Raw genomic sequence first — 21,654 nt, 5'->3', positions numbered from 1 at the left:
ACGGTTTAGGGCTTATGTGAAGGGTCACGCATGGATCTCCTCCGGCTCGTTCGCCAGCGCTTGCTGACGTTGCTTCAACGCGGCGAGCATACCGAAGTCCGCGCCGAAGTCGTCGACCTTGACGACCTCCACGCCGTAGCGCGCATAGTCGGAGAGTACCTGACGTTCGCTTGCATCGATCAAACCGCGCGATTCGCAAGCCGCGCTCCAGGCGTCGAGTTCGGGCAGGCTTTGCGGCATCGGCGGGATCTGCCTGGCCTTGACCGCATCCCGCAGCTTATGCTCGATTTCAGCGTATCTCGGGCTGAGCGCGAACATCAACTCGCCGTAACCGAGCGGATCGATATGCACGGGCGGCGCGTACGAGTCCGCAACCAGACGTTCGCGGGCATCCCCGGGGGTTGTCATCAACTCGGCTATAGCACTCCCCAGCCGATCCCCCGGCACGCACTGCGGCATGCCAAACGGACACGCAAGCACGCGTACAAAACCTGCGGCGAGCGGCTTCGGATAATTGGAGAGTACGCCTTCGAAGGCCGTTTGCGCTTGATGCAGCGCATCTTCCACACCCCAGCGCACGAGCGGAAGATCGGCTTCAGGGCGGCCATCGTCTTCGAAGCGCTTGAGCGTAGCCGAGATCAGGTAGAGCTGCGAGAGGATATCGCCGAGTCTTGCGGACAGGCGTTCGCGCCGCTTCAATTCGCCGCCGAGCACGAACATCGATACATCCGCCAGCAGCGCAAATGCGGTGGACATGCGCGTGGCCGAGCGATAGTAGGGCACAAGACGCGCGTCGGCGCGCCTGGGTCTTGCGATGAAAGCACTGCCGCCCAACGCGAACACGAGGCTGCGCACCCCATTCGATGCCGTGAAACTCGCGTGACCGAAGAACGCGTTGTCAAAGTCACGCAGGCCTTTCGCGCGGTCAGCATCGCGTGTTGCTGTCATCTCTTTCAGCACATAGGGATGACAGCGGATCGCGCCCTGGCCGAAGATGATCAGGCTGCGCGTGAGGATGTTCGCGCCTTCCACCGTGATCGAGATGGGTACCTGCTGATAAGCGCGGGCGAGGAAATTCGATGGCCCCATGCAGATGCCCTTGCCCGCGACCACGTCCATGCCGTCGTTGATCACCTTGCGCGCGCGTTCGGTGATGTGATATTTCGCGATCGCGGAAATCACCGACGGTTTCTCGCCGAGATCGACACCTTGCGCCGATAGGCGGCGTGCCGCGTCCATCACATACAGGTTGCCGCCCATGCGGCCGAGTGCTTCCTGCACACCTTCAAACTTGCCGATAGCGGTACGGAACTGCCGCCGCACGGCGGAGTACGCCCCGGTGCCGCGCACGGCCAGCTTCGCCATGCCAACGTTCGACGACGGCAGCGAGATCGCGCGTCCCGCGGCAAGGCATTCCATCAGCATGCGCCAGCCGTTGCCGACCTGGTCGCGTCCGCCGATCACCCAGTCGAGAGGGATGAATACATCGTTGCCCCAGTTCGGGCCGTTCTGGAACACCGCGTTCAGCGGCCAGTGACGACGGCCGATATTCACGCCCGGATGCGTGGTTGGAATGAGCGCGCAGGTGATGCCGGCTTCGTCGTCGGCGCCAAGCAGATGGTCGGGATCGAGTGCGCGAAACGCGAGGCCGAGCACGGTCGCGATCGGCCCAAGCGTGATGTAGCGCTTGTCCCAGGTCACACGAAAGCCGAGCGTTTCGCGGCCCTCATGCAAACCCTTGCATACGATCCCCACGTCGGGAATGGCAGCCGCGTCCGATCCCGCGTAGGGGCTGGTCAGCGCGAAGCAGGGGATCTCGTCGCCACAGGCGAGACGCGGCAGATAGTAATTCTTCTGCGCTTCGGTGCCATAGTGCATCAGCAATTCGGCGGGACCCAGCGAGTTGGGCACCATCACCGAAACCGCTGCGGCGGAGCAGCGCGTGGCGAGTTTCATGATGACTTGCGAGTGCGCGTAGGCGGAGAACTGTTTGCCTCCGTACTGTTTCGGAATGATCATGCCGAGAAAGCCCTTCGACTTGATGAATTCCCAAGCTTGCGGTGACAGGTCCTGCCAGATCGCCGTTGTTTCCCAGTCATTGGCGAGATCGCAGAGTTGCGTGCATTCCGTGTTGATGAACGCTTGCTCTTCAGCCGTGAGCGTTGGTGCGCCGAGTGCGAGCAGCGTGTCCCATGCCGGGCGCCCCGAGAACAGAGCTGCATCCCACCAGACCGTGCCGGCTTCGATCGCATCGCGTTCGGTCGGCGACATCTCCGGCAGGATCTTGCGGAACAGGTCGAAGATGGATTGGGTCAGCAGCGCGCGGCGTAACGGCTTGATGGCAAGCACGAGCGCAGGCAGCACGAAGACGATCGCAAGCAATGCCGTGACGACTGGCCCGGTCACCCCCGCGAACCAGCCGATAGCCACCCATATCACCGTCCAGGCGAGCCAGGCAGCGGCAGGTGCTTGCCTGTACAGCAAAATGCCGCTCACGATAAACAGTGCGATCACGAAGCTGGCTGTCATGACGACCTCTCCTGATGTTGTTCGATAGTGTGCGGCAGAACGGCATGGAGGCGGCGTGCATCGGCAGCTTATTGTTCAGCACATTACATACCCGGAACGCGCGTCGTCAATTCAGGCATTGACATGTTGCGATGCGGCATCGTGCGCGAACGGACTCTCGCTCGAAGGGTCGGTCTTCAAGGGTGCTGCGCTGTTCAGAACCGGTCCGTGCTCGGCGAACATGGAGGCGAACTGGCAGACGCTGTTCGGGAGCAACAAGGGCGCCTTGAGCGCGGCCACCATGACGAGCGCGAGACGGCCGATCAATTGCGAATCTTCCAGACGCTGCCCTTGCGCGAAATCTGCGATGCGACTGTCGGTATCGGCGCCGGCGAGAATGCCCGCGAGCGAACCGATGCAAAAGTGCAGCCGCCAGCCGAGCTCTTCGCGAGGCAGATGCGGGAGGACGGTTTGAAATGCGTTGAAGAAACGCTCGGCCATCTCGGCATAGACGCCGCGCAGGAAGTTGCGGATGAACGGCGACGGGTCGGTGTAGGCGCGGCCGAGGAGGCGCAACAACGCAGGGCCGCTCTTCTCGATGCAACGCGATTGCTGGAGCGCCGGGATGAACATTGCGCCGAGGATGTGCTCGCACGTGAGCTGCGAACCCAGCGACGACTGGAAGCGTTCGAGCAGGGCCAGGCGGCCCTGGTTGAGACCGTCCAGGCGACGGCTGAGCATGGCGTGGATCAGCGCGTCCTTGCCGCCGAAGTGATAGTTCACGGCGGCCAGGTTTGCGTCGGCGCGGGCGGTGATGAGCCGCATTGACATGGCTTCATAACCGGCGTCGATAAAGAGCGTTTCGGCGGCGTCGAGCAAGCGGGTTTTGGTGTTGCCGGACGTGCGTAATGATGCGCGACTGGAAGGGTTAAGCGTGGAACGGGTGGGCACTGGCGTCTCCGGGACCGTGATGGCGGTCCGCATGGTTGGAATCGTCGCGAAATAGCAGATTCGAGCTTTTTATCGTGATTAAAACGATCGTTCTAATCACGATAAAAAGCTTTGTCGAAATCGACAAGCCATTTCATGGAGCGCGCTCTCTAGAAAGAGAGAGATCGTGCGGGGGGAAGAGGAGAGAGACAGATATGAGGCGAGTGGGAAAATGGGGACGCGAGCGCGTCCCCATCGAATAAAAATGCTTAACTGAATTTAAACCGAACCTTCAGCCCCGACGTGCTGGGCAGACTCTGTCATGTCAATACCGCGCCGCTCGCGGCTAAAGAAAATAAGCGCCGCGATCACCACGGCGACCGTGCCGCCGACCAGCGCCATGGCGAGCCCATAGTTGTTGCCATTCTTGATGGCGATAGACGCCTGCATGGTGGCATTAACCGAAGCCAGCAGATTGCCCAACTGATAAATGAGCCCCGGAAACGTGGCGCGAATCTCATCGGGCGAAATCTCGTTCAGGTGTACCGGAATCACGCCCCAGGCCCCTTGAACCGAGATCTGCATCAGAAACGCTCCGGCGGCCAAGGCTACGGGGCCACTCGAGAACGCCCAGAGCGGCAATACCGGCAATGCGATTAAAGCGGCAATAAAAATTGCCCACCGGCGGCCGATCTTCTCCGACATGGACCCGAAGAACAGCCCGCCGCAGATTGCCCCGATATTCAAAACGATGGTAATGAGCGCAACCGTGTGGGGATCGAAGTGATGCTGTTCGCGCAGGAAGGTCGGATAAAGATCCTGGGTGCCGTGTGAGAAGAAGTTAAACGCGGTCATCAAGACAATGGCATAGATGGAGAGCTGCCAGTTTTTCTTCAGTGTCACCAGCAAGCCGGGCCGTGGCCGCTTCTCCATGGCTTTCCATGCCGGCGACTCAGGGACGTGCGCACGCACATATAACACCAGCAGCGCAGGCGCCACGCCGATAAAAAACATCCCGCGCCAGCCAACATATTGATACGCGACGCCGAATACGATGGAAGCCAGCAGATACCCGCTCGGATAACCCGCTTGCAAGAGACCCGATACAAAACCGCGCGCCTTGGTCGGCACGGTTTCCATCGTAAGGGCCGAACCCACGCCCCATTCACCGCCCATCGCAATACCGAACAGCGAACGCAACACGAGCAGCGTAAAGAGGTTCGGCGAGAAACCGGACAGCATTTCCAGCAACGAATAGATGGCGATATTGACCATCAGCGTCGGACGCCGGCCGTACTTGTCGGCGAGACGGCCGAAGATCAGCGCTCCAATAGGGCGCATCGCTAAAGTAAGGGTAATCCCCAGGGCGACTGCCGGAATTTTCGTATTGAATTCCGCGGCGATATCTTTCAATACGAAAACCATTAGAAAGAAATCGAAGGCATCGAGTGTCCAGCCTAAATAGGCCGCAATCGTCACGTTTCTTTGTTCTCGCGTCCAGCTCATTACCGTAATCTCCCCATTCGCGTAATTGATTAATCATGACGACGTGACCGAGGCCCTTCTCTACGCCGCGCCGAATAAGGCGCTCGGCTGGTGTCGGCAGGTTGGAGTGTACGCCGCTGTTTAATTGGATGCTCGCAACGATCACTCAACCTGGTATTAACCCCGGTATGGTTTCACGTTTACTACGCGTCGCGTCAATCGAATAGCTTTCGATTAAGTCCGATGCTTAATTAAAACGAAAGTTAATTGAATTAATTTTGTATTAAACGGGTTTGCGGGAAAGGGCAGTCCGACCTTCACTTGGGGTCAAGACATCGGTTCACCTACGGACAAGTCCGCTCACTGGACAAAATTGATACTGGCCGCATCCAAACAAGATCAGCCGAGCGTCCCACATGTCCGCCACTCCTCGTGCCCGTTGGCTTTATGTTTTCATTTCGGCTTTTCTCGGCACCGCAATCGAACAGTACGATTTCCTGCTCTATGGCACGGCTTCGGCGCTGGTGTTCAACAAGATATTTTTCCCGAATCTCGATCCGCTGGCGGGCACCATTGCCGCGCTCGGTACCTACGCGGCCGGGTACTTCGCGCGCGGCGCCGGGGCGCTGATCTGCGGGCACTTCGGCGACCGTATAGGACGCAAGACGCTGCTGCTGACGACCCTCCTGGTGATGGGCGTAGCTTCCACGCTGGTCGGTTGCCTGCCGACGTATGCGGCCATCGGCATCTGGGCGCCGGTTCTCCTGACCACGCTGCGCGTATTGCAAGGGTTCGCTATTGGCGGTGAGCAGAGCGGGGCGATCGTGCTCGGGGTCGAAAGTGCACCGGCAAACAAGCGTGGTCTTTATGGGAGCTGGAGTAATTCAGGGAGCTATGGCGGCGCGCTCCTCTCGACCGGTGCGCTTCTGTTGACATCGTTATTACCCGAGCATGAATTCTTGTCCTGGGGATGGCGTGTGCCGTTCCTCTTCAGCGCGGTGCTGGTGGTGATCGGTCTGATGGGGCGCGCCCGATTGCCCGAGACACGGGAGTTCAAGCAGTTGCAGGCGACCGACTCGGTTGCGCGGTTTCCATTGCGTGACCTGTTGCGCGATAAGCGTCGCGAGGTCGTGATCGTCTTCATGGCAAGGCTCGGCGAGATCACGTGGTCAGTATTCGTCCTGTTGTTCTCGGTCGCTTACGTAACGGTGCAGCTCAAGTTGCCAAGGCCGGTGGTTCTGGTCGCGATCATGGCCGGCGCCGCCATGGCGGTATTCACGGTGCCGTTGTTCGCGGCGCTCTCGGATCGTATCGGCCGCAAGCCTCTCTACCTGTTTGGATTGATGGTCTGCGCGGTGTATGTGTGGCCATACTTCAGCCTGCTGAACACGCGTGATCCCGTGCTTATCACGCTCGCGATCGTGGTTGCGCTAGGTGTCGTGCATCCGCTGATGTATGGACCGCAAGGCGGTTTCTTCGCCGACATGTTCGACGTTCGGGTGAGGTTTTCGGGTGTTTCCATTGGCGCTATTGGCGCGGTGGTCGGCGGCGGGATCAATCCTGTCATCTGTTCGTCGCTGCTCGCGCATCGCGCGGGAGATCCTTCGGGTGTCGCGCTCTACATCACGATCAGTACGTTGATTGCCGCATGTTTTGTTGCGTTTGCTCCGCGTGCTTCAGCGTCGCGGCAAGCGGCGCCGGCCGCTATGCCGGCAAGCACGGACACCGCCGCAGCGGCCGCGGTGTCGCAGGCGAATCAGGTGTGAACGCACATGATTTCCGATCAAGAATTTTTCGATGGAGAGTTTGATGAGTGAAGACAACCACCGCGACCTGAGCCAGAAGATCACGGCGCAGATGGACGAAAAACTGGAGCAGGGCGCATGGGACAGCCGGCAGAAGATCGCGCTCGCGTGTCGCATGCTTGCCCATGAAGGGCACTCCGAAACGCTGGCGGGTCAGATCACCGTGCGGCAACAGGATGGGTCGTTCCTGACGACGGCCATGGCTATCGGCTTCGACGAAATCACACGCAGCAACGTGATTCGTATTGACGATGAGATGCGGGTGATCGAGGGAAAGGGCATGGCGAATCCGGCGATCCGTTTTCATCTCTGGATTTACCGGCAGCAACCCGACGTGAATTGCATCGTGCATACGCATCCGCCTTACATCAACGCGTTGTCGATGACGGGCACGCCGCTCGAAGTCGCGCATATGGATGCCACGCCATTCTTCGACGACTGCGCGTTCCTGCGCGAATGGCCGGGCTTGCCGATCGGCGATAGCGAAGGCGACATCATTTCAGCGGCGCTGGGATCCAAACGCACGATCCTGCTGGCGAATCACGGTTTTTTGGCGGCAACCCGGTCGCTGGAAGAGTCCGCGTATCTGTCCATGCTGATCGAGCGGGCGGCGCGCAGCCAGATTCTCGCGCAGTCGGTAGGGGAGGTCATGCGCATTGACCCTGAGCGGGCGCGCGAATCGCATGACTTCCTGCTGCTGCCGAGTATTGTCAAAGCAAGCTTTGCGTTGTTCGGCCGGCGCGTGATCAGGCGCGAGCCCGAGGTGCTGTTCTGAGCTCCGGCCCGTGAGCGCCCCGGTTTGCGCGTCAATCGGAAGGGGGCCTTTTGCGTGTTAATTCCGGCTCCGACATAATGGCCGCGACTGCATCGCCATGCTCCAGGGGGCTGGCTACCCGCGGTCTTCCCAATGACGTGAGGGGCTGCCATGCGTGATATCGCCCGTTTCGACCTGCGTTTTGACCTGCCATTTGCTCCCGCGCTGCGAGAGATGCCCGCGCGGGGAGCGGACGAATTGAAACGCTCGCTGGACGACATCGTGACGCCCGGCGACATTCAACGGACGGCGGAAGCATCGGTACACGCGTCGGCGGGGGCGCTGCGCGCATGCCGTCTGACGGGCGGGGGTGTGCTGGCGACCGTGCGGCTCGGACATCAGGAGGTTCGCCACGAGAGTGCGCACCTGCGGGAACTGACGGGTGACGACGTCATCGTACTGGTCGCGCTGGAGGGCAAGGGCACGGTGACACAGCAGGGTCGCGTGCTGCCTTTCAGCAAGGGCGACATCACGTTTCGCCGTGCAAGGGTGCCGTCGGTTGCACGAATCGACGAGCCGGCCAGTCTCGTGATGCTGCGTCTGCCCATCACGCGTTTTCTCGGGTATTCGGCTTCGCGCCATGCGTCGTTCACCCCGTACCGTGCGGATGCCGCCTCGGGTATTGTCGGCACGATTCACCGGTTCATCGATTCCGTCCTGCCTGCCTTCGCGCACATGAGTCCGGCAACGGTGGCGGCTGCGGAAGAGTCGCTGGTGGCGTTGATATCGGCTGCGTATCTCGAGGCGGGGGATCGTACGCAAGCTGAGTGCGGCGAGGATACGCCGCGCTGTTTCAATCCGCTGCGATGGTCGCAACTGACGGCTTACATTGCCGCGAACCTGTGTGATCCGGAGCTGGATGTTGAATCATGCGCCAGCGCGCTGGGTGTCTCGAAGCGCTACATCCATGTGATCTTCGAAGCCATGGGCATGCAATACGGAAAGTATGTAGTGGAGCAGCGGCTCGCACGCTGCCGTGATGACCTGGCTAGCCCGATCTGGGCATCACTTTCGATAGAAAGGATAGCTTACCGAAATGGCTTTAACGATCCCGCTCATTTCAGCCGGCGTTTTCGCGCGGCCTTCGGCATGTCGCCGCGGGACTTCCGGCATGGGAGCGGCGACGTGCCGGAGCGCTCCGTGAGCTAGTGCGAGTCGGCCAGCGCCCGCAAAGCGGGGTCGCGGATCTCCAGTAAATCGAACAAGCCAAGGGCGCGTAATGCGGGCAGCGCGTCGACAATATCGTTCTCCGCCACGGTACGCTCGTTCGCAGGCGTCAAGGGATCGGCCCAGACACGCGCGTTGGCGAGGAACGCACCAACGGTGCCTTTGCGGACGGGAATGCCGTTGAACGTGCCGGTGTTGATGTCATCGGGAAGGATATCTGCAGCGCGCATCATGTACTCCTGGTGTGGTTGACCCCTCGACTCTAGCGGGCGGCCACCCGATGCGCTGCGGCGCAAGTGCCATTCGATACGCTTGCCACGCCAACGGCACGGCTCATGAGCCGTTGAAGGCCGCTTAATTGAAAGCCATTAACTCCACTCCGTATCCGCATTCTCGTCAGGGTCGTGCAACGTCAGCCCCGACAGCGGTAGCGGCAACGCCGTTTTATACCGCACCTGCTTGAGCGCAAAGCTTGAACGGATGTTCGAGATGCCCGGGATTTTCGTCAGCCGTTCGATGATGAATTTCTGCAGCGACTGGATGTCCGGCATCATGACGCGCAGCAGGTAATCCGCGTCGCCGGTCATCAGGTAACACTCCATGACCTCGGGCCGCTCGCCGATCGCTTCTTCGAAACGCCGCAGCGCATCTTCGTCCTGTTTCGTCAGGCTGACCTGTATGAACACGTTGATCCGAAGCCCAAGCGGTTCCGGGTTCAGCAGGGTGACCTGCTGCTTGAACAGTCCCAGCTTTTCGAGCGCGCGAACGCGGTTGAAACACGGCGTCTGCGAGAGGTTCACCGCCCGCGCCAGCTCCGAATTAGTGATGCGCGCATTCTGCTGCAACTGGTTCAGGATGCCGATGTCGATACGGTCCAGGCGTTTAGGTGATGTGGTCATAGCTCGAATATTCTGGAGAAGGGGGCGTACACGGAATAAATACACTATCCCGGAGCCTGATTAAAAGCAAATCAGTGGCACATTCTGCGGCGTAATAGCTAAGCTGTATTGAAAGCCAATGCTATTTCCCCATTCAATGCGGAGCCATTGCCATGACCGATTTATCCAGCGGAAGCGAACAGATTCTGTCGATATCCCGAGGTCGCGAAGACAGCGATCCCGAGGAAACCGCCGAATGGCTGGGGGCGCTCGACGCAGTCACGGAACACGTCGGCCGCGACCGCGCGCAATACCTTTATGACCGCTTGGCCGAACATGCGCTGTCGCTTGGGATCGAGTCGTCGAGGGCGCGTGTCACGCCCTACATCAATACCATTCCCGTGGCGGAGCAGCCGCGTTATCCGGGCAATCTGGAGATCGAGGAAAAGCTCGCCGCCGCGTTGCGATGGAATGCGCTCGCCATGGTCGTGCGCGCCAACAAGGCTTATGGCGAACTGGGCGGCCATATTGCGAGCTATGCCTCAGCAGCCGATCTCTTCGAAGTGGGTTTCAACCATTTTTTCCGCGCCTCTGCGCCGGACGCCGGTGAAGGCACGGGCGGCGACCTGGTGTATTTCCAGCCGCATTCGTCGCCCGGTGTTTATGCACGCGCGTACCTCGAAGGCTTTCTTGGCGAAGAGCATTTGCAGCACTACCGGCAGGAGATAGCGGGACCCGGGCTGTGTTCGTATCCGCACCCGTGGCTCATGCCGGATTTCTGGCAGTTCCCCACGGGCTCCATGGGCATTGGTCCGATCAACTCGATCTATCAAGCGCGCTTTATGCGCTACCTGCAAAACCGTGGCCTTGCCAAGACGCAGGACCGCAAGGTGTGGGGCTTCTTTGGCGACGGCGAGATGGACGAGCCGGAATCGATCGGCGCATTGTCGCTGGCGGCGCGCGAACAGCTCGACAACCTGGTGTTCGTGATCAATTGCAACCTGCAGCGGCTCGACGGTCCGGTGCGCAGTAACGGCCGCATTATCGATGAGCTCGAAGCGCAGTTCGTCGGCGCGGGCTGGAACGTGATCAAGGTCTTGTGGGGTTCCGACTGGGACGCGCTCTTTGCGCGCGACCAGACGAACGCGTTGTTGCGTGCGTTCGCGCATACGGTCGACGGTCAGTTCCAGACCTTCTCGGCCAACGATGGCGGTTATAACCGCGAGCGTTTCTTCGGCCAGAATCCCGAGCTTGCCGCTTTGGCTTCGCATCTGAGCGACGGGGATATCGACGGCTTGCGCCGTGGCGGTCACGACGTGCGTAAACTCCACGCGGCTTACGCAAAGGCGCTGAGTCACCGAGGGCAGCCGACCGTGATCCTTGCCAAGACCATGAAGGGCTTCGGCATGGGTACGTCGGGTCAGGGCAGGATGACCACGCATCAGCAAAAGAAACTGGGCTTCGACGACCTCAAGGCGTTTCGCGATCGTTTTCGCTTGCCGCTGTCGGACGCAGATGTCGAAGCGGTCAAGTTCTACAAACCTGCGGAAGACAGTCCGGAGATGCAGTACCTGCACGCACGACGCGCAGGCCTTGGAGGCTATCTGCCCAGAAGGCGGAGAGCGGCGTCGAAGGGGCTGATCGTCCCTCCGATTGCAACCTGGGGCCAGTTCGCAATCGATGCGGCGGGCAAGGAGATGTCGACCACCATGGCGATCGTGCGCATGTTCGGCACGCTGATGAAAGATGCCACGCTGGGCTCTCGCGTAGTGCCCGTGGTCGCTGATGAAGCGCGTACCTTCGGCATGGCGAACATGTTCCGGCAGGTGGGGATCTATTCTCCGCTCGGGCAGTTGTACGAGCCGGAAGACCTCGGTTCCATGCTCTATTACCGCGAGGACACCAAGGGACAGATTCTTGAAGAGGGCATTTCGGAAGCGGGGGCAATGTCGTCATGGATTGCCGCGGCAACGTCGTACAGCGTGCACGACCTGCCCATGCTGCCGTTCTACATCTATTACTCGATGTTCGGCTTCCAGCGCATCGGCGACATCATCTGGGCGGCTGCGGACCAGCGCGCACGCGGTTTCCTGATCGGCGCGACCGCGGGCAAGACCACACTTGGCGGCGAAGGGCTGCAGCATCAGGACGGCAGCAGCCATCTGGTGGCATCGACCATACCTAACTGCCGTGCCTACGATCCCGCGTTCGCCTATGAAGTCGCGGCTATCGTTGACGAAGGCATGCGCGAGATGGTCGAGCGCCAGCGCGACGTGTTCTATTACGTCACGGTGATGAACGAGAACTACGCGCAGCCGTCGGTGCCCGGCGGTAACCTGGAGACGCTGCGCGAGGGCATTCTCAAAGGCATGTATCCGCTCGCGGCGGAACCGGACGAGACGGCACGGGTTCAGTTGCTTGGCGCCGGTGCGATTCTTGGCGAGGTGATCGCAGCGCAGCAGATGTTGCGCGAGGACTGGGGTATGGAAGCGGCGGTATGGAGCGTGACGAGCTTCACGGAGTTGCAGCGCGACGGCATGGCGTCCGAGCGGCTTGCCCGTCTCGGCGAGACGGCGCCCGAGCCGCATGTAAGCACGATGCTTGGTGTGTCGCGCGGTCCGGTGATCGCGGCAACGGACTATGTTCGTGCTGTGCCCGAGCTCATCCGCGCTTACGTGCCGCGCCGCTACGTGACGCTTGGCACTGACGGCTTTGGCCGTAGCGACACGCGTCAGGCGTTGCGCGAGTTCTTTGAAGTGGATCGCGCGTCCATTGTGATCGCGGCGCTGAAAGCGCTGGCCGACGACGGCGAGATCGATATGGCGACAGTGCGAAAAGCGTCGCAGCAGTATGGGAAGGCGGCGTTGGCGTTGGGAGCTCCCTGGCAGAGATGATGGCAACGGCGGCTTGGTTCGCCGCCGTTTTCGCGCTACGCAACATGTAACGGGAGCAGGCACGGAAGCAAAGCCGCCTTGATCGCAGATCCACCCTGACCGGATAATCCGCGCGTTTGACATCCCGCACCACAGCGGGATTTTTTATTGTGCGGAGCCACTGCGCTGCGGTATAAGAGCCGTTCCAGAGGGTTTCCCGGCCATGTCCGCTCCGCTTCTTGATCCTGCAAAAATTCAGTCGGCTGATGGCCCGGTGCTGATCGCCGTCGAGCTATCCGGCGATGTCACGCGGGTCACCGGCTCTCATTGTCACGCCCGTGGCCAGATCTTTGGTGCGCTTCGCGGCTTGCTGTCCGTTGGAACGGATGACAGCCAATGGGTCGTGCCGGCGATCCACGCAGTCTGGCTTCCACCCAACCGTTCGCATTCTGTTCGCTCACACGGTGCGTTTGCGGGATGGAGCGTCTACGTTACCGAGAGCGCCTGTGCTGATCTTCCGCATGAGCCTTGCACAATCCGCACTTCAGGCCTGTTACGCGAGGCCGTGAGCCGCGCGGCCACCTGGGAGGGCGGCGTGCTGGACAACGCGCAGATGCGTCTGGCGAGTGTCATCCTCGATGAAATCCGCTCGTTGCCCCGTGAGGCTTTCGGCTTGCCGATGCCGCGCGATGTGCGCGTGCTGCGGATCGCTCGCGCACTTGCCGACAATCTCGCCGATAACCGCCGTCTGGATGAATGGGCCGAGTGGGGTGGCGTTGCTCCGCGGACGTTGACGCGACGGTTTATCGACGAGACGGGGTTCAGCTTTTCCGAATGGCGCCAACGCGCGCGTCTGATCCGGGCGCTGGAGATGCTTGCGTCGGGCACGGCGGTCACGACTATTGCGCTCGATCTCGGTTATGAAAACGTCAGCGCGTTCATTGCGATGTTCCGGCGGACATTTGGCGTGACACCAACCCAATATTTTGTGAAGCTAATACTTTGACGGGAAAAGCCATGAACGAACTAACACTGCTGGCCGAAGCCGATGATCGCGCCCGCCGCTACACCGAAAACATTCCGGGGCGCCGCGTGTTCCCCGATCAAGGGGCGTTGCAGGCACTGGCCGCATTCAACGAGCCGTTGCCGGCACACGGACACGCCGCGGAGGACGTGTTGCGATTACTGGACGATATCGGTTCGCCCGGCACGGTTGCGTCGAACGGGTCTCGTTACTTTGGTTTTGTGATTGGCGCGTCGCTGCCTGCCGCTGCGGCCGCGGAACGCCTGATGCTCGCATGGGACCAGTGCGCGTCGTCATTCGACAATTCACCGGTCGCGGCCACGCTCGAACGGGTAGCGGCGGGCTGGGTCCTTGAGGCGCTGGACCTGCCTCGTGAAAGCGCGGTGGGGTTCGGGACGAGTGCCACGGCTTGCACGCTAAGCTGCCTTGCCGCCGCGCGTCGCGTGCTGCTTGCGCGCAAGGGCTGGGACTTCGACAACGACGGACTGGCCGGTGCTCCCGAGGTCAGGGTCGTGGTGTCCGAGCTTGTGCATGTCACCGTGAAAAAGGCGCTTCGCCTGCTTGGTTTCGGCATGAACAAGATACTGTACGCACCGGTCAACCACCATGGCCAGGTGGACCCGGAACGTTTGCCGCCGCTCGATGACATGACCATCCTTTGTTTGCAGGCCGGTGAGGTCAACACCGGCGAATTCGATCCATTCGACGTGCTCATTCCCCGGGCCAGGGGCGCCGGTGCCTGGGTTCATGTGGACGCGGCGTTCGGCTTGTGGGCGCGGGCTTCATCGCATGCGGAATTGACGAAGGGGATAGAAGCGGCCGACAGCTGGACCACCGACGCCCATAAGTGGCTGAACACCCCCTATGACTGCGCGATGGCAATCTGCCGCGATAGCGAAGCACTCGCTGCTGCAATGAACAGCGATGCGGTCTATTTGAGCGGGGCGAGAGATGCGCAGAAGAACTTGACCCTCGAATTTTCGCGAAGGGCTCGCGGCATTCCTGTGTGGGCCGCGTTGCGCTCGTTAGGACGTGAAGGCGTGGTTTCATTGGGCGACCGCCAATGCGCGCTGGCGCGTCGCATTGCACAGGGCTTGGCACAGGCGGGATTCGAGGTCCTGAACCGTGTCACGCTGAACCAGGTCCTGGTTCGCGCGTATACCGATGAACTCACCGTTGCCGCCCGCGAAGCGGTCCAGGCGTCCGGCGAGGCCTGGTTTGGCGCGACCGTCTGGCAAGGGCGGCCGGCGTTCCGGATCAGCGTGTCATCCTGGCGGACGACGGAACACGAAGCCGACGCACTCGTGCAATTGTTGACCAGGCTTGCAAAGCCGCGCTAGGCAATGCGGCATTGATCACGCTATTGGCGAGGTTCGCGAGGCAACCGATGCCGATCGAAAAGCGCGCGAAGGTTGATTGCGAGGCTGACCAATACCGCCAGCGCGCCGAGTGTTTCGAGTAATGCTGAGAGCATCGCGTCTGATCTCCCAGAGGGTCGAAGCCGGTCGCATGCTCCCGGCACGACGCTTAGATGAAACGCCGCAACAGCAATTGAAGACCGAGCGCCAGCATGCAGATAAAGAACCATCGGCGGAAGGTCGTGGGGCTGATACGGCCGCGTATGCGTTGACCGATCCACATGCCGAGCAAGGCAGGGATAACGGCGAACAGCGAGCTTGCGATGTTGTTGAGGGCGAATGCGTTTTCTCGCGCAAGCCCGATGGCCAATGCCACGGTCGATACCGTAAATGATAGTCCGAGGGCCTGGACGAGATCCTCTTTTTTTAGATCGAGCGCCTGAAGATAGGGGACTGCCGGTACGACAAAAACACCCGTTCCTCCCGTGACAAGACCGGTTACCACGCCAATCACGGGGGACAGGTGCCGCTCGTGCCGTGGGGCCACGGAGAAGTGCCAGGAGAGCAGGCCGGAGGCCGCGTAAAGCGTCAACGCGGCACCCAGGCCGGTCACGGCCCACACCCCGCCGCTGCCGGCAATGAACGAAGCCGCGGCCACGGTGCCGATCACAATGCCCGCCATCATCAGCCAGAAGCGCCTGAGCAGCGCACCCAGGCGCGGACCGGCAACAAGCTGCCAGACGTTCGTCACGAACGACGGCAGGATGAGCAGGGAAGCCGCCTCGGCCGGCAGCATGAGCGTTCCGAGCACACCCATGGCCACCGTCGGCAGGCCCATGCCCGTGACGCCTTTTACGGTACCGGCGATCAGGAAGGTGAGCGTAATGGCGGCAAAACGCGCAATGGCGAACGAGGTCATCGGTACTTTCCGGAAAAATGATCTGCCCTCATTTTCCCCAGATTCGCAACGGCCACAATGCGGAAGATACGTACTGTGCCTTAGGGTATAACTAAGGCTGATCAACAGAATTTCCTTGGGCCATGCGCTTTGATCTGATAGACCTGCGGCTTTTCCTGTTCATCCTCGAGACCGGCAGCATTACGCACGGAGCGGCTCAGGCGAATATGTCGCTGCCATCGGCGAGCGCCCGTTTGCGCGGCATGGAAGAAGCGCTCGGGTTGCCGCTGCTGGAGCGAGGCCGCCGTGGGGTGGAATCCACGCCCGCAGGGGACACGCTGGCGCACCACGCGCGTCTGGTGCTCGGCCAGATCGAGCGGATGCAGGGCGAACTGGGAGAGCACTCCGAGTCCCGCAGAACGCGTGTGCGGCTATGGGCGAATACCGCTGCTGCTACCGAATTCCTGCCCCGTCCCCTTGGAGGATTTCTTCGGCGTAACCCCGGCGTGCATATCGACCTGAAGGAGCGGCAGAGTACCGAGACCGTCAAGGCAATCCTTAACGGTTCCGCGGAGATAGGCATTGTTTCCGATGCACTCGAACATGGAACGTTGCAGACGTTTCCGTTCGCAACCGACAAGCTCGTCGTGATTGTTCCTCGCGATCATGCGCTGAGCGGGCGTCGTCGCGTCGCGCTCAGGGACGTGGTTGAGCAAAATTTCATCGGGTTGAGCGCCGGGAGCGCCCTTCAGGAATATCTGGGCGAGCAGGCGTTGTTTGCCGGGCAGCCTTTCTACTTTCGCGCGCGGGTGCGGACCTTCGACAACATCTGCAGCATGGTCGAGCAAGGGGCCGGTCTGGGGATCGTGCCGGCAACGGCCGCCAAGCGCTACCGGGGGACGCCGGGCGTGCACACCCTGGAGTTGACCGATCGCTGGGCGACACGCCAGCTGCTGATCTGCGTGCGCGATCTGGATGCGCTGCAACGGCCGGAGCGCGCGCTGGTCGAGGAGCTTGTCGCTGCCGCTCAAGCGGGCTCAAGTTAGCGGGCAGCCGGGTTGCGATGGTTCAATGCTTAACAACTCAGGTTGAAATATCCTTTGGCAAGGCATACCCCGTTCACCAGGATCTCGACGTCGTGACGCCCTGCGTAATGCACGCGCGTGGTGAAGTCCCGGATGTTCTGCGTGCGTTCTATGGCTACCTTTTGCCCGCCATCGAGTGTCAGTTCCTTGAGCTTGAATACCTTCGCGGCCGTCACGCCCGATTTCTTCACGTAATGCATCCTGTAGTCGATCACGAGACGCTGGCTTTCCGGGCACTTCGAGGCTAGATCGAACGACAATGTCACACGTTCGCCCAATGCGATCTGGCTTGGCGTCACGGCGAACCTGCTGAGCTTTACATCGGGCGCGCCGCCCGCGCCGATCACCGCCAGTGCGCGGCCATTGCCGGCCTTGATCAGGGAGCGCAGCGCGCGCTTCGCAATCCAGGCCGTGTGGGTGTTTTCAATTGGCCAGGTCGCCAGCCGGTCCAGCACCCAGTCAGGATGCGATTTGGTCACATCGTTCAGATGATTGGCGACCGACTTGCGGACGTAGAGGCTCGTGTCCGAACGAAGGTTCTCCAGAATTGGAGCGGCCAGCGAAGGATCAGCCAGGATTGCGTCGAGCCGGAACGACCATGGCAAGCGCGGACGGCTGCCCTCACTGGCGAGACGTCGCACGGCGTCGCTGTCATCGCGTGACCATACTGTCATGATGCCCAGCGCTCGCTTCAGGTCCTTGCGCAGGAATTCGCGAACAGCGAATTCGGACGTGCCGAAGGACGTGAAAAACTTGAGTGCGTCCATTGAACTATCGAAGTCGTCCTGGCCGTATTGTCCGACGTAATCGGGAAGGACCAACGTAGCAAATCCGTTCCCCATGCGCGGTGCCAGCGCACGAAGAATATCGAGCGCCTGGCGGTAGTCCGCGGGAAGGGTTGCATGCAGTGCCTGAGTCATGCGACGCAGGCGCTGCATCAGGGTCAGCTCGTCAAGCCCGGCTAGGGAAATCTTGAGGAAACGCCGCGTGTCGAATGGGGGATAAACCGCTTTGACGTCGAGCGCCATATCGCGGAACCGGCGCTCGTTGAAGATCTCTTTCAGTGCGGTGTTTTCGGTGTCCGGCATCGTTATCGTTTTCTTGTTGGAATGGCAATGGAGTCGCAGGCAGGGCGCCCGATAATACCGCCGCGCAACCATGCGTTTATTGGTGGTCCGGGTCACGGCATGCGTCACGTCGCTCGTCATGAGAGTAAGTCTCTCGCAACGGCGGGAAACAGCATATCCGTTGTCCCTGTCAGATCCTGTCAGGAGTGGTGTTTTTTAGGGCCGGTTCAATCACAATTCTCGCGCTGCCCTCGTTCCTTCGCAAGCTCAAGTATCCGTCGATGCGGCCGTTAACAAGAGGCCAGCCTGTCAGGTTTCAACGCTGTCTTAGATCACTCGGCGACCATGCTGCAATAGCTTTTCCGATCCACATCCGATGACACTCCCGCGCCGTTTCGTGCTGCCGCGAATGGGCGCTGTCGACGGGTGCTGCAGAAAGACATCTATTGTTTGACAGGCTAAGACACGTTGAAGGGCCATATCGAATTCAACGTTACGAAGAGTCGTCAATATGCTTAAAAAAGCGAGTGTTTCCACCAGTCTTCTGGCCGTCCTGGTCGTATTCTGTCTTTTCCAGGTCGTCACCGAAGGGCTGGGTTTCTGGTCGTTGACCGCAACTCACGAGGATGTGGGCAACCTGTCGGACATCGCGCTCAAGCAAGTCAACGAGGTCAATGAAACCACGCAGCGCCTGATGGACGCGCGGATCAACCTGTCGCGCGCCGGTACGCGCATGGCGCGCGGGGGCACGGAACCGGTCGATATCGTCCAGCACGCGCGCGAGCAGTTGGTGTTGGCGGACAAGTCGTTTACCGCCTTCGTCAATGCGCCGAAAACCGGCGATGAAAACAGGGCGCGCACGGCCGCGTTGCAGGAAAAATTCCAGGCCTATCACGGCGCACTGAGTGAACTGACCCAGTATCTCGATGCCAATAATCTCCAGGCTTTCCTCGACCAGCCGACCCAGGGATTCCAGGACCGCTACCTCGCCGAGCAACAAAACTTCGCCCGGTTTGGCGACGCGGCGAGCCAGTCGTACCTCGATTCCATCGACGCCCGGCTTGGCCTGTTCCGGGGCGTTGGATTGGCGATTTTCATTGTGCTGGTCGCGGGCGTTGCGTTTGTGCACGTCTCGTTGCGCCGCGGTGTGGTCGCGCCGCTCGAAGAGGCTGGCCGTCACTTCGAACGGATTGCCGAGGGCAAGCTCGACGAGCACATTGCCGATCACGGCACCAACGAGATCGGCCGCTTGTTTGCCGGTCTCGCGTCCATGCAGGCAAGCGTTGCGCACACGGTAAAGACAGTGCGCGAGTCGTCGGACTCGATCAATCTTGGCGCTGATGAAATCGCAACCGGCAACGCGGATCTGTCGGCACGCACCGAGAACCAGGCGGCCTCGCTGGAAGAGACTGCATCGAGCATGGAGGAGTTGACCGCGACCGTGCGCCAGAACGCCGAGCATGCCCGCGATGCAAACAGCCTTGCCGGCGACGCGCTGACGGCGACATCGCGAGGCACGGGTGTGGTTGATCGGGTAGTCGAGAAGATGACCAGCATTGCGAAGAGTTCCGACAAGATCGCGGAGATCATCTCGGTGATCGACGGTATCGCTTTCCAGACCAACATCCTTGCTTTGAATGCGGCGGTCGAGGCGGCGCGTGCGGGCGAGCAGGGCCGCGGATTCGCGGTCGTGGCAAGCGAGGTGCGCGGACTCGCACAACGCAGCGCGCAATCTGCCAAGGAGATCAAGGAGCTGATCGGCGAATCGGTTTCGCAGGTGAACGACGGCTCCGCGCTGGCGGGACGCGCTGGTGAGGCCATGCGCGAGGTATCGACGTCAATCTCGCGCCTCACGCAGATGATGGCGGAGATCAGCGCCTCGTCGCTCGAGCAAAGCACGGGTATCGACCAGGTCAATCAGGCTGTGGTGCAGATGGACGAGATGACGCAACAGAACGCGGCGCTGGTGGAGCAGGCGGCGTCGGCGGCTGCATCGTTGCATGAGCAGACGCGCCATCTGAAGGCGGCGGTATCCGTGTTCAAGATCCCGGACGAGGGAAGGATAACGCGCTACTAAGAACTCGATCCGGAAGGGAATGTGTTTCAGCTTTCGCAACCGGGTCTGGACACGCTGCCAACCTGAGTGGTTATCGTGTCCCGGCGGTATGCAATCTCGGTGAACCCATCTTGAACCACGCCTTCGCTATTTTCCCGTTCTCGACCTCATAGATGGCGATCACGTCGATCTCGCCGGGGCCGTCCGGAAAGGTGCGAGTGACAACCTCCTGGTCGACCACCATGTTGCCAACCGACATCCGCGTGATGAGCTTGCCGGAAAGATTGGCTTCGCTGAACCGGGCGACATGCCGTTCGCGGATTTCGTTTGCGCCGCTAGCCAGCAAACGCGAGGGAAACTCATAGTATTCACAGTCGTCGGCCCACCACTGCATGAACGCTTCTACATCCCGGGCGTTATAAGCCTCGAGTTGCTTTTGCACGGGGAATTCGACGTCGCTCAACTTGCTCTCATTCATTTCGTTATTTTCCCTGTGAGTATTGTGAGTATTGAACGATCCCGGTCGCGAGCGTCATCATGAGCACGCACGCCGGGTGTCGGCAGGAAGTATTGCAGCGAAGTATTGCGGCAGTCTATAGCCAGTGGCACGCGCTGCCCTGGACACGCCCACGGCGAAGATGAAGACATTGCTTGCAACGCGCGTACCGGGTCTTTCCTCGATGGGCGAAAGGACCAACCCCCGGCCTTATTGTCCGGCGGTTTCGCTGGCGGGTCGACCGAAAGAGTCTTTGACGGCTTTCCAGCCAAGGTTCACGCCTATGCGCGCAATCATGACGCCGATGACCGCAGCGGCCAGGCGATCCGATATCGCCAGGCCGGCCATGCTGCCCAGGATGCCGACCGCGGCGATCAGTGCCGAGATAGCGTCCGAGCGCGCGTGCCAGGCGCTGGCAACGAGAAGGGTGGAGCGGGTGCGTTTGGCCACGGCCATGATGTAACGAAACAGCGCTTCCTTGGCGACGATCACGAACACCGCCACGACCAGCGCGCTGGCGTGAACGCTGGAAGCACTGGCCACATTGACCGCGTGTCCGAGACTGCTCCACAGGGTTTCCATTCCCGTCGCAATCAACAGGAAAGAGATCAGTAGTGATCCTATGGTTTCGTATCTGTCGTACTGGTCGTTGGCGCTCCGGCGCACTGCCGTGGCGCTGAGGCGCAAGACCGCCAGCACCATTCCGTCAGCCGCCAGGTCAGCCAGCGTATGGACGCCGTCGGCGAGCAAACCGTCCGAGTATGCGAGCCAGCCGATGACGATCTGCATGGTCATCAAGACCGCGTTTAGCAGAACGCTTACCTGGGCCGCCTTGAAGGCGGCGTCATGCTTCTCGCGGCCGTGCTCGGACGTCGACGACATCGTGGAGGGGAATTATTAGTCTAGGTACAGCACCGTAACCGCCATACATGGCGAAGATATGACAGGGGCCGAGGTTGCGGGGAGGGCCGGTCGGAGCGGCTGTCCGTGGGGCCGGGCCGGACTTTCGACGGAACGGCCGCGGCGGCTTGAAACGTCAGCATGTGCTTCGGCAGCGACGGTCCGGGCGTTATCGCCGTTCACTCGTTCCGGCCTCGGTTCAGGTTCCCATTACATTCAGGAGATTCGGCTATTTTCTCAAGTGCCATGCGCTCTTGCCGTAAAGTCTTGTACCAGTCTTGAAACAGCTTGCATCTTTTGGGGTCGTATA

Annotated in this window: 17 protein-coding genes; 8 read left to right on the top strand and 9 right to left on the bottom strand. The window is 60.7% G+C overall.

The genetic code is table 11. The features are described from left to right. Positions 1–24 precede the first annotated feature (24 nt). The 3 genes from ABH944_RS04345 to ABH944_RS04335 form a co-directional block, all read right to left on the bottom strand. Positions 25–2,529 (bottom strand): acyl-CoA dehydrogenase, encoded by a 2,505-nt coding sequence (locus ABH944_RS04345; protein ID WP_404604423.1) that lies wholly within the window; start codon positions 2,527–2,529, stop codon positions 25–27. A gap of 111 nt (positions 2,530–2,640) precedes the next feature. Next, positions 2,641–3,459 carry a TetR/AcrR family transcriptional regulator gene (locus ABH944_RS04340; RefSeq protein ID WP_404604424.1) on the bottom strand — a complete coding sequence of 273 codons (819 nt, stop codon included), beginning with the start codon at positions 3,457–3,459 and terminating at the stop codon, positions 2,641–2,643. 258 nt (positions 3,460–3,717) lie between these two features. Then, a complete protein-coding gene (locus tag ABH944_RS04335; protein ID WP_404604425.1) occupies positions 3,718–4,944 on the bottom strand; it encodes an MFS transporter in 1,227 nt (408 codons plus the stop codon). Between the two features lie 395 nt (positions 4,945–5,339). Here ABH944_RS04335 and ABH944_RS04330 point away from each other — a divergent pair, with 395 nt between their 5' ends. The 3 genes from ABH944_RS04330 (at position 5,340) to ABH944_RS04320 (ending at position 8,691) form a co-directional block, all read left to right on the top strand. Then, on the top strand, positions 5,340–6,689 hold the full coding sequence (locus tag ABH944_RS04330; protein WP_404604426.1) for an MFS transporter: 1,350 nt from the start codon (positions 5,340–5,342) through the stop codon (positions 6,687–6,689). A 43-nt stretch (positions 6,690–6,732) separates the two neighbouring features. Beyond that, positions 6,733–7,503, top strand: a complete 771-nt coding sequence (locus ABH944_RS04325; RefSeq protein WP_404604427.1) for an aldolase — start codon at positions 6,733–6,735, stop codon at positions 7,501–7,503. A gap of 150 nt (positions 7,504–7,653) precedes the next feature. Next, complete coding sequence (locus tag ABH944_RS04320) at positions 7,654–8,691, top strand: helix-turn-helix domain-containing protein (RefSeq protein WP_404604428.1); 1,038 nt, start codon at positions 7,654–7,656, stop codon at positions 8,689–8,691. On the opposite strand, the gene ABH944_RS04315 is transcribed toward ABH944_RS04320, so the two are convergent. After that, complete coding sequence (locus ABH944_RS04315) at positions 8,688–8,939, bottom strand: hypothetical protein (protein WP_404604710.1); 252 nt, start codon at positions 8,937–8,939, stop codon at positions 8,688–8,690. The genes ABH944_RS04320 and ABH944_RS04315 overlap by 4 nt on opposite strands. A gap of 138 nt (positions 8,940–9,077) precedes the next feature. Then, complete coding sequence (locus ABH944_RS04310; protein ID WP_404604429.1) at positions 9,078–9,608, bottom strand: Lrp/AsnC family transcriptional regulator; 531 nt, start codon at positions 9,606–9,608, stop codon at positions 9,078–9,080. 152 nt (positions 9,609–9,760) lie between these two features. Here ABH944_RS04310 and mdeB point away from each other — a divergent pair, with 152 nt between their 5' ends. The 3 genes from mdeB (at position 9,761) to ABH944_RS04295 (ending at position 14,824) form a co-directional block, all read left to right on the top strand. Beyond that, positions 9,761–12,481, top strand: a complete 2,721-nt coding sequence (mdeB, locus tag ABH944_RS04305) for an alpha-ketoglutarate dehydrogenase (protein WP_404604430.1) — start codon at positions 9,761–9,763, stop codon at positions 12,479–12,481. Between the two features lie 202 nt (positions 12,482–12,683). Then, positions 12,684–13,466: an AraC family transcriptional regulator gene (locus ABH944_RS04300; RefSeq protein WP_404604431.1), complete on the top strand. Its 783-nt coding sequence runs from the start codon at positions 12,684–12,686 to the stop codon at positions 13,464–13,466. Positions 13,467–13,477: 11 nt separating this feature from the next. Further along, entirely contained in the window at positions 13,478–14,824 is a 1,347-nt protein-coding gene (locus tag ABH944_RS04295) for a pyridoxal phosphate-dependent decarboxylase family protein (protein WP_404604432.1), read from the top strand. A 187-nt stretch (positions 14,825–15,011) separates the two neighbouring features. Here the strand turns inward: ABH944_RS04295 and ABH944_RS04290 are convergent, their stop codons facing one another. Continuing rightward, positions 15,012–15,761 carry a sulfite exporter TauE/SafE family protein gene (locus ABH944_RS04290; RefSeq protein ID WP_404604433.1) on the bottom strand — a complete coding sequence of 250 codons (750 nt, stop codon included), beginning with the start codon at positions 15,759–15,761 and terminating at the stop codon, positions 15,012–15,014. Positions 15,762–15,883: 122 nt separating this feature from the next. On the opposite strand from ABH944_RS04290, the gene ABH944_RS04285 reads away from it, so the two are divergent. Continuing rightward, on the top strand, positions 15,884–16,786 hold the full coding sequence (locus ABH944_RS04285; RefSeq protein WP_404604434.1) for a LysR family transcriptional regulator: 903 nt from the start codon (positions 15,884–15,886) through the stop codon (positions 16,784–16,786). 29 nt (positions 16,787–16,815) lie between these two features. Here the strand turns inward: ABH944_RS04285 and ABH944_RS04280 are convergent, their stop codons facing one another. Further along, on the bottom strand, positions 16,816–17,913 hold the full coding sequence (locus ABH944_RS04280; protein WP_404604435.1) for a DNA alkylation repair protein: 1,098 nt from the start codon (positions 17,911–17,913) through the stop codon (positions 16,816–16,818). A gap of 490 nt (positions 17,914–18,403) precedes the next feature. Between ABH944_RS04280 and ABH944_RS04275 the strand changes: the two genes are divergently transcribed. Further along, positions 18,404–19,969: a methyl-accepting chemotaxis protein gene (locus tag ABH944_RS04275; RefSeq protein WP_404604436.1), complete on the top strand. Its 1,566-nt coding sequence runs from the start codon at positions 18,404–18,406 to the stop codon at positions 19,967–19,969. Positions 19,970–20,039: 70 nt separating this feature from the next. Here ABH944_RS04275 and ABH944_RS04270 read toward each other — a convergent pair whose 3' ends face one another. After that, positions 20,040–20,426: a nuclear transport factor 2 family protein gene (locus ABH944_RS04270; RefSeq protein ID WP_404604437.1), complete on the bottom strand. Its 387-nt coding sequence runs from the start codon at positions 20,424–20,426 to the stop codon at positions 20,040–20,042. 228 nt (positions 20,427–20,654) lie between these two features. Next, complete coding sequence (locus ABH944_RS04265) at positions 20,655–21,326, bottom strand: cation diffusion facilitator family transporter (protein WP_404604438.1); 672 nt, start codon at positions 21,324–21,326, stop codon at positions 20,655–20,657. Positions 21,327–21,654 lie beyond the last annotated feature (328 nt).

It is taken from the genome of Caballeronia udeis (assembly GCF_044909315.1).
GTDB classification, from domain to species: domain Bacteria; phylum Pseudomonadota; class Gammaproteobacteria; order Burkholderiales; family Burkholderiaceae; genus Caballeronia; species Caballeronia udeis_A.
Note: the sequence above shows the minus strand (reverse complement) of the source record. Positions and strands in the feature narration are given on the sequence as shown.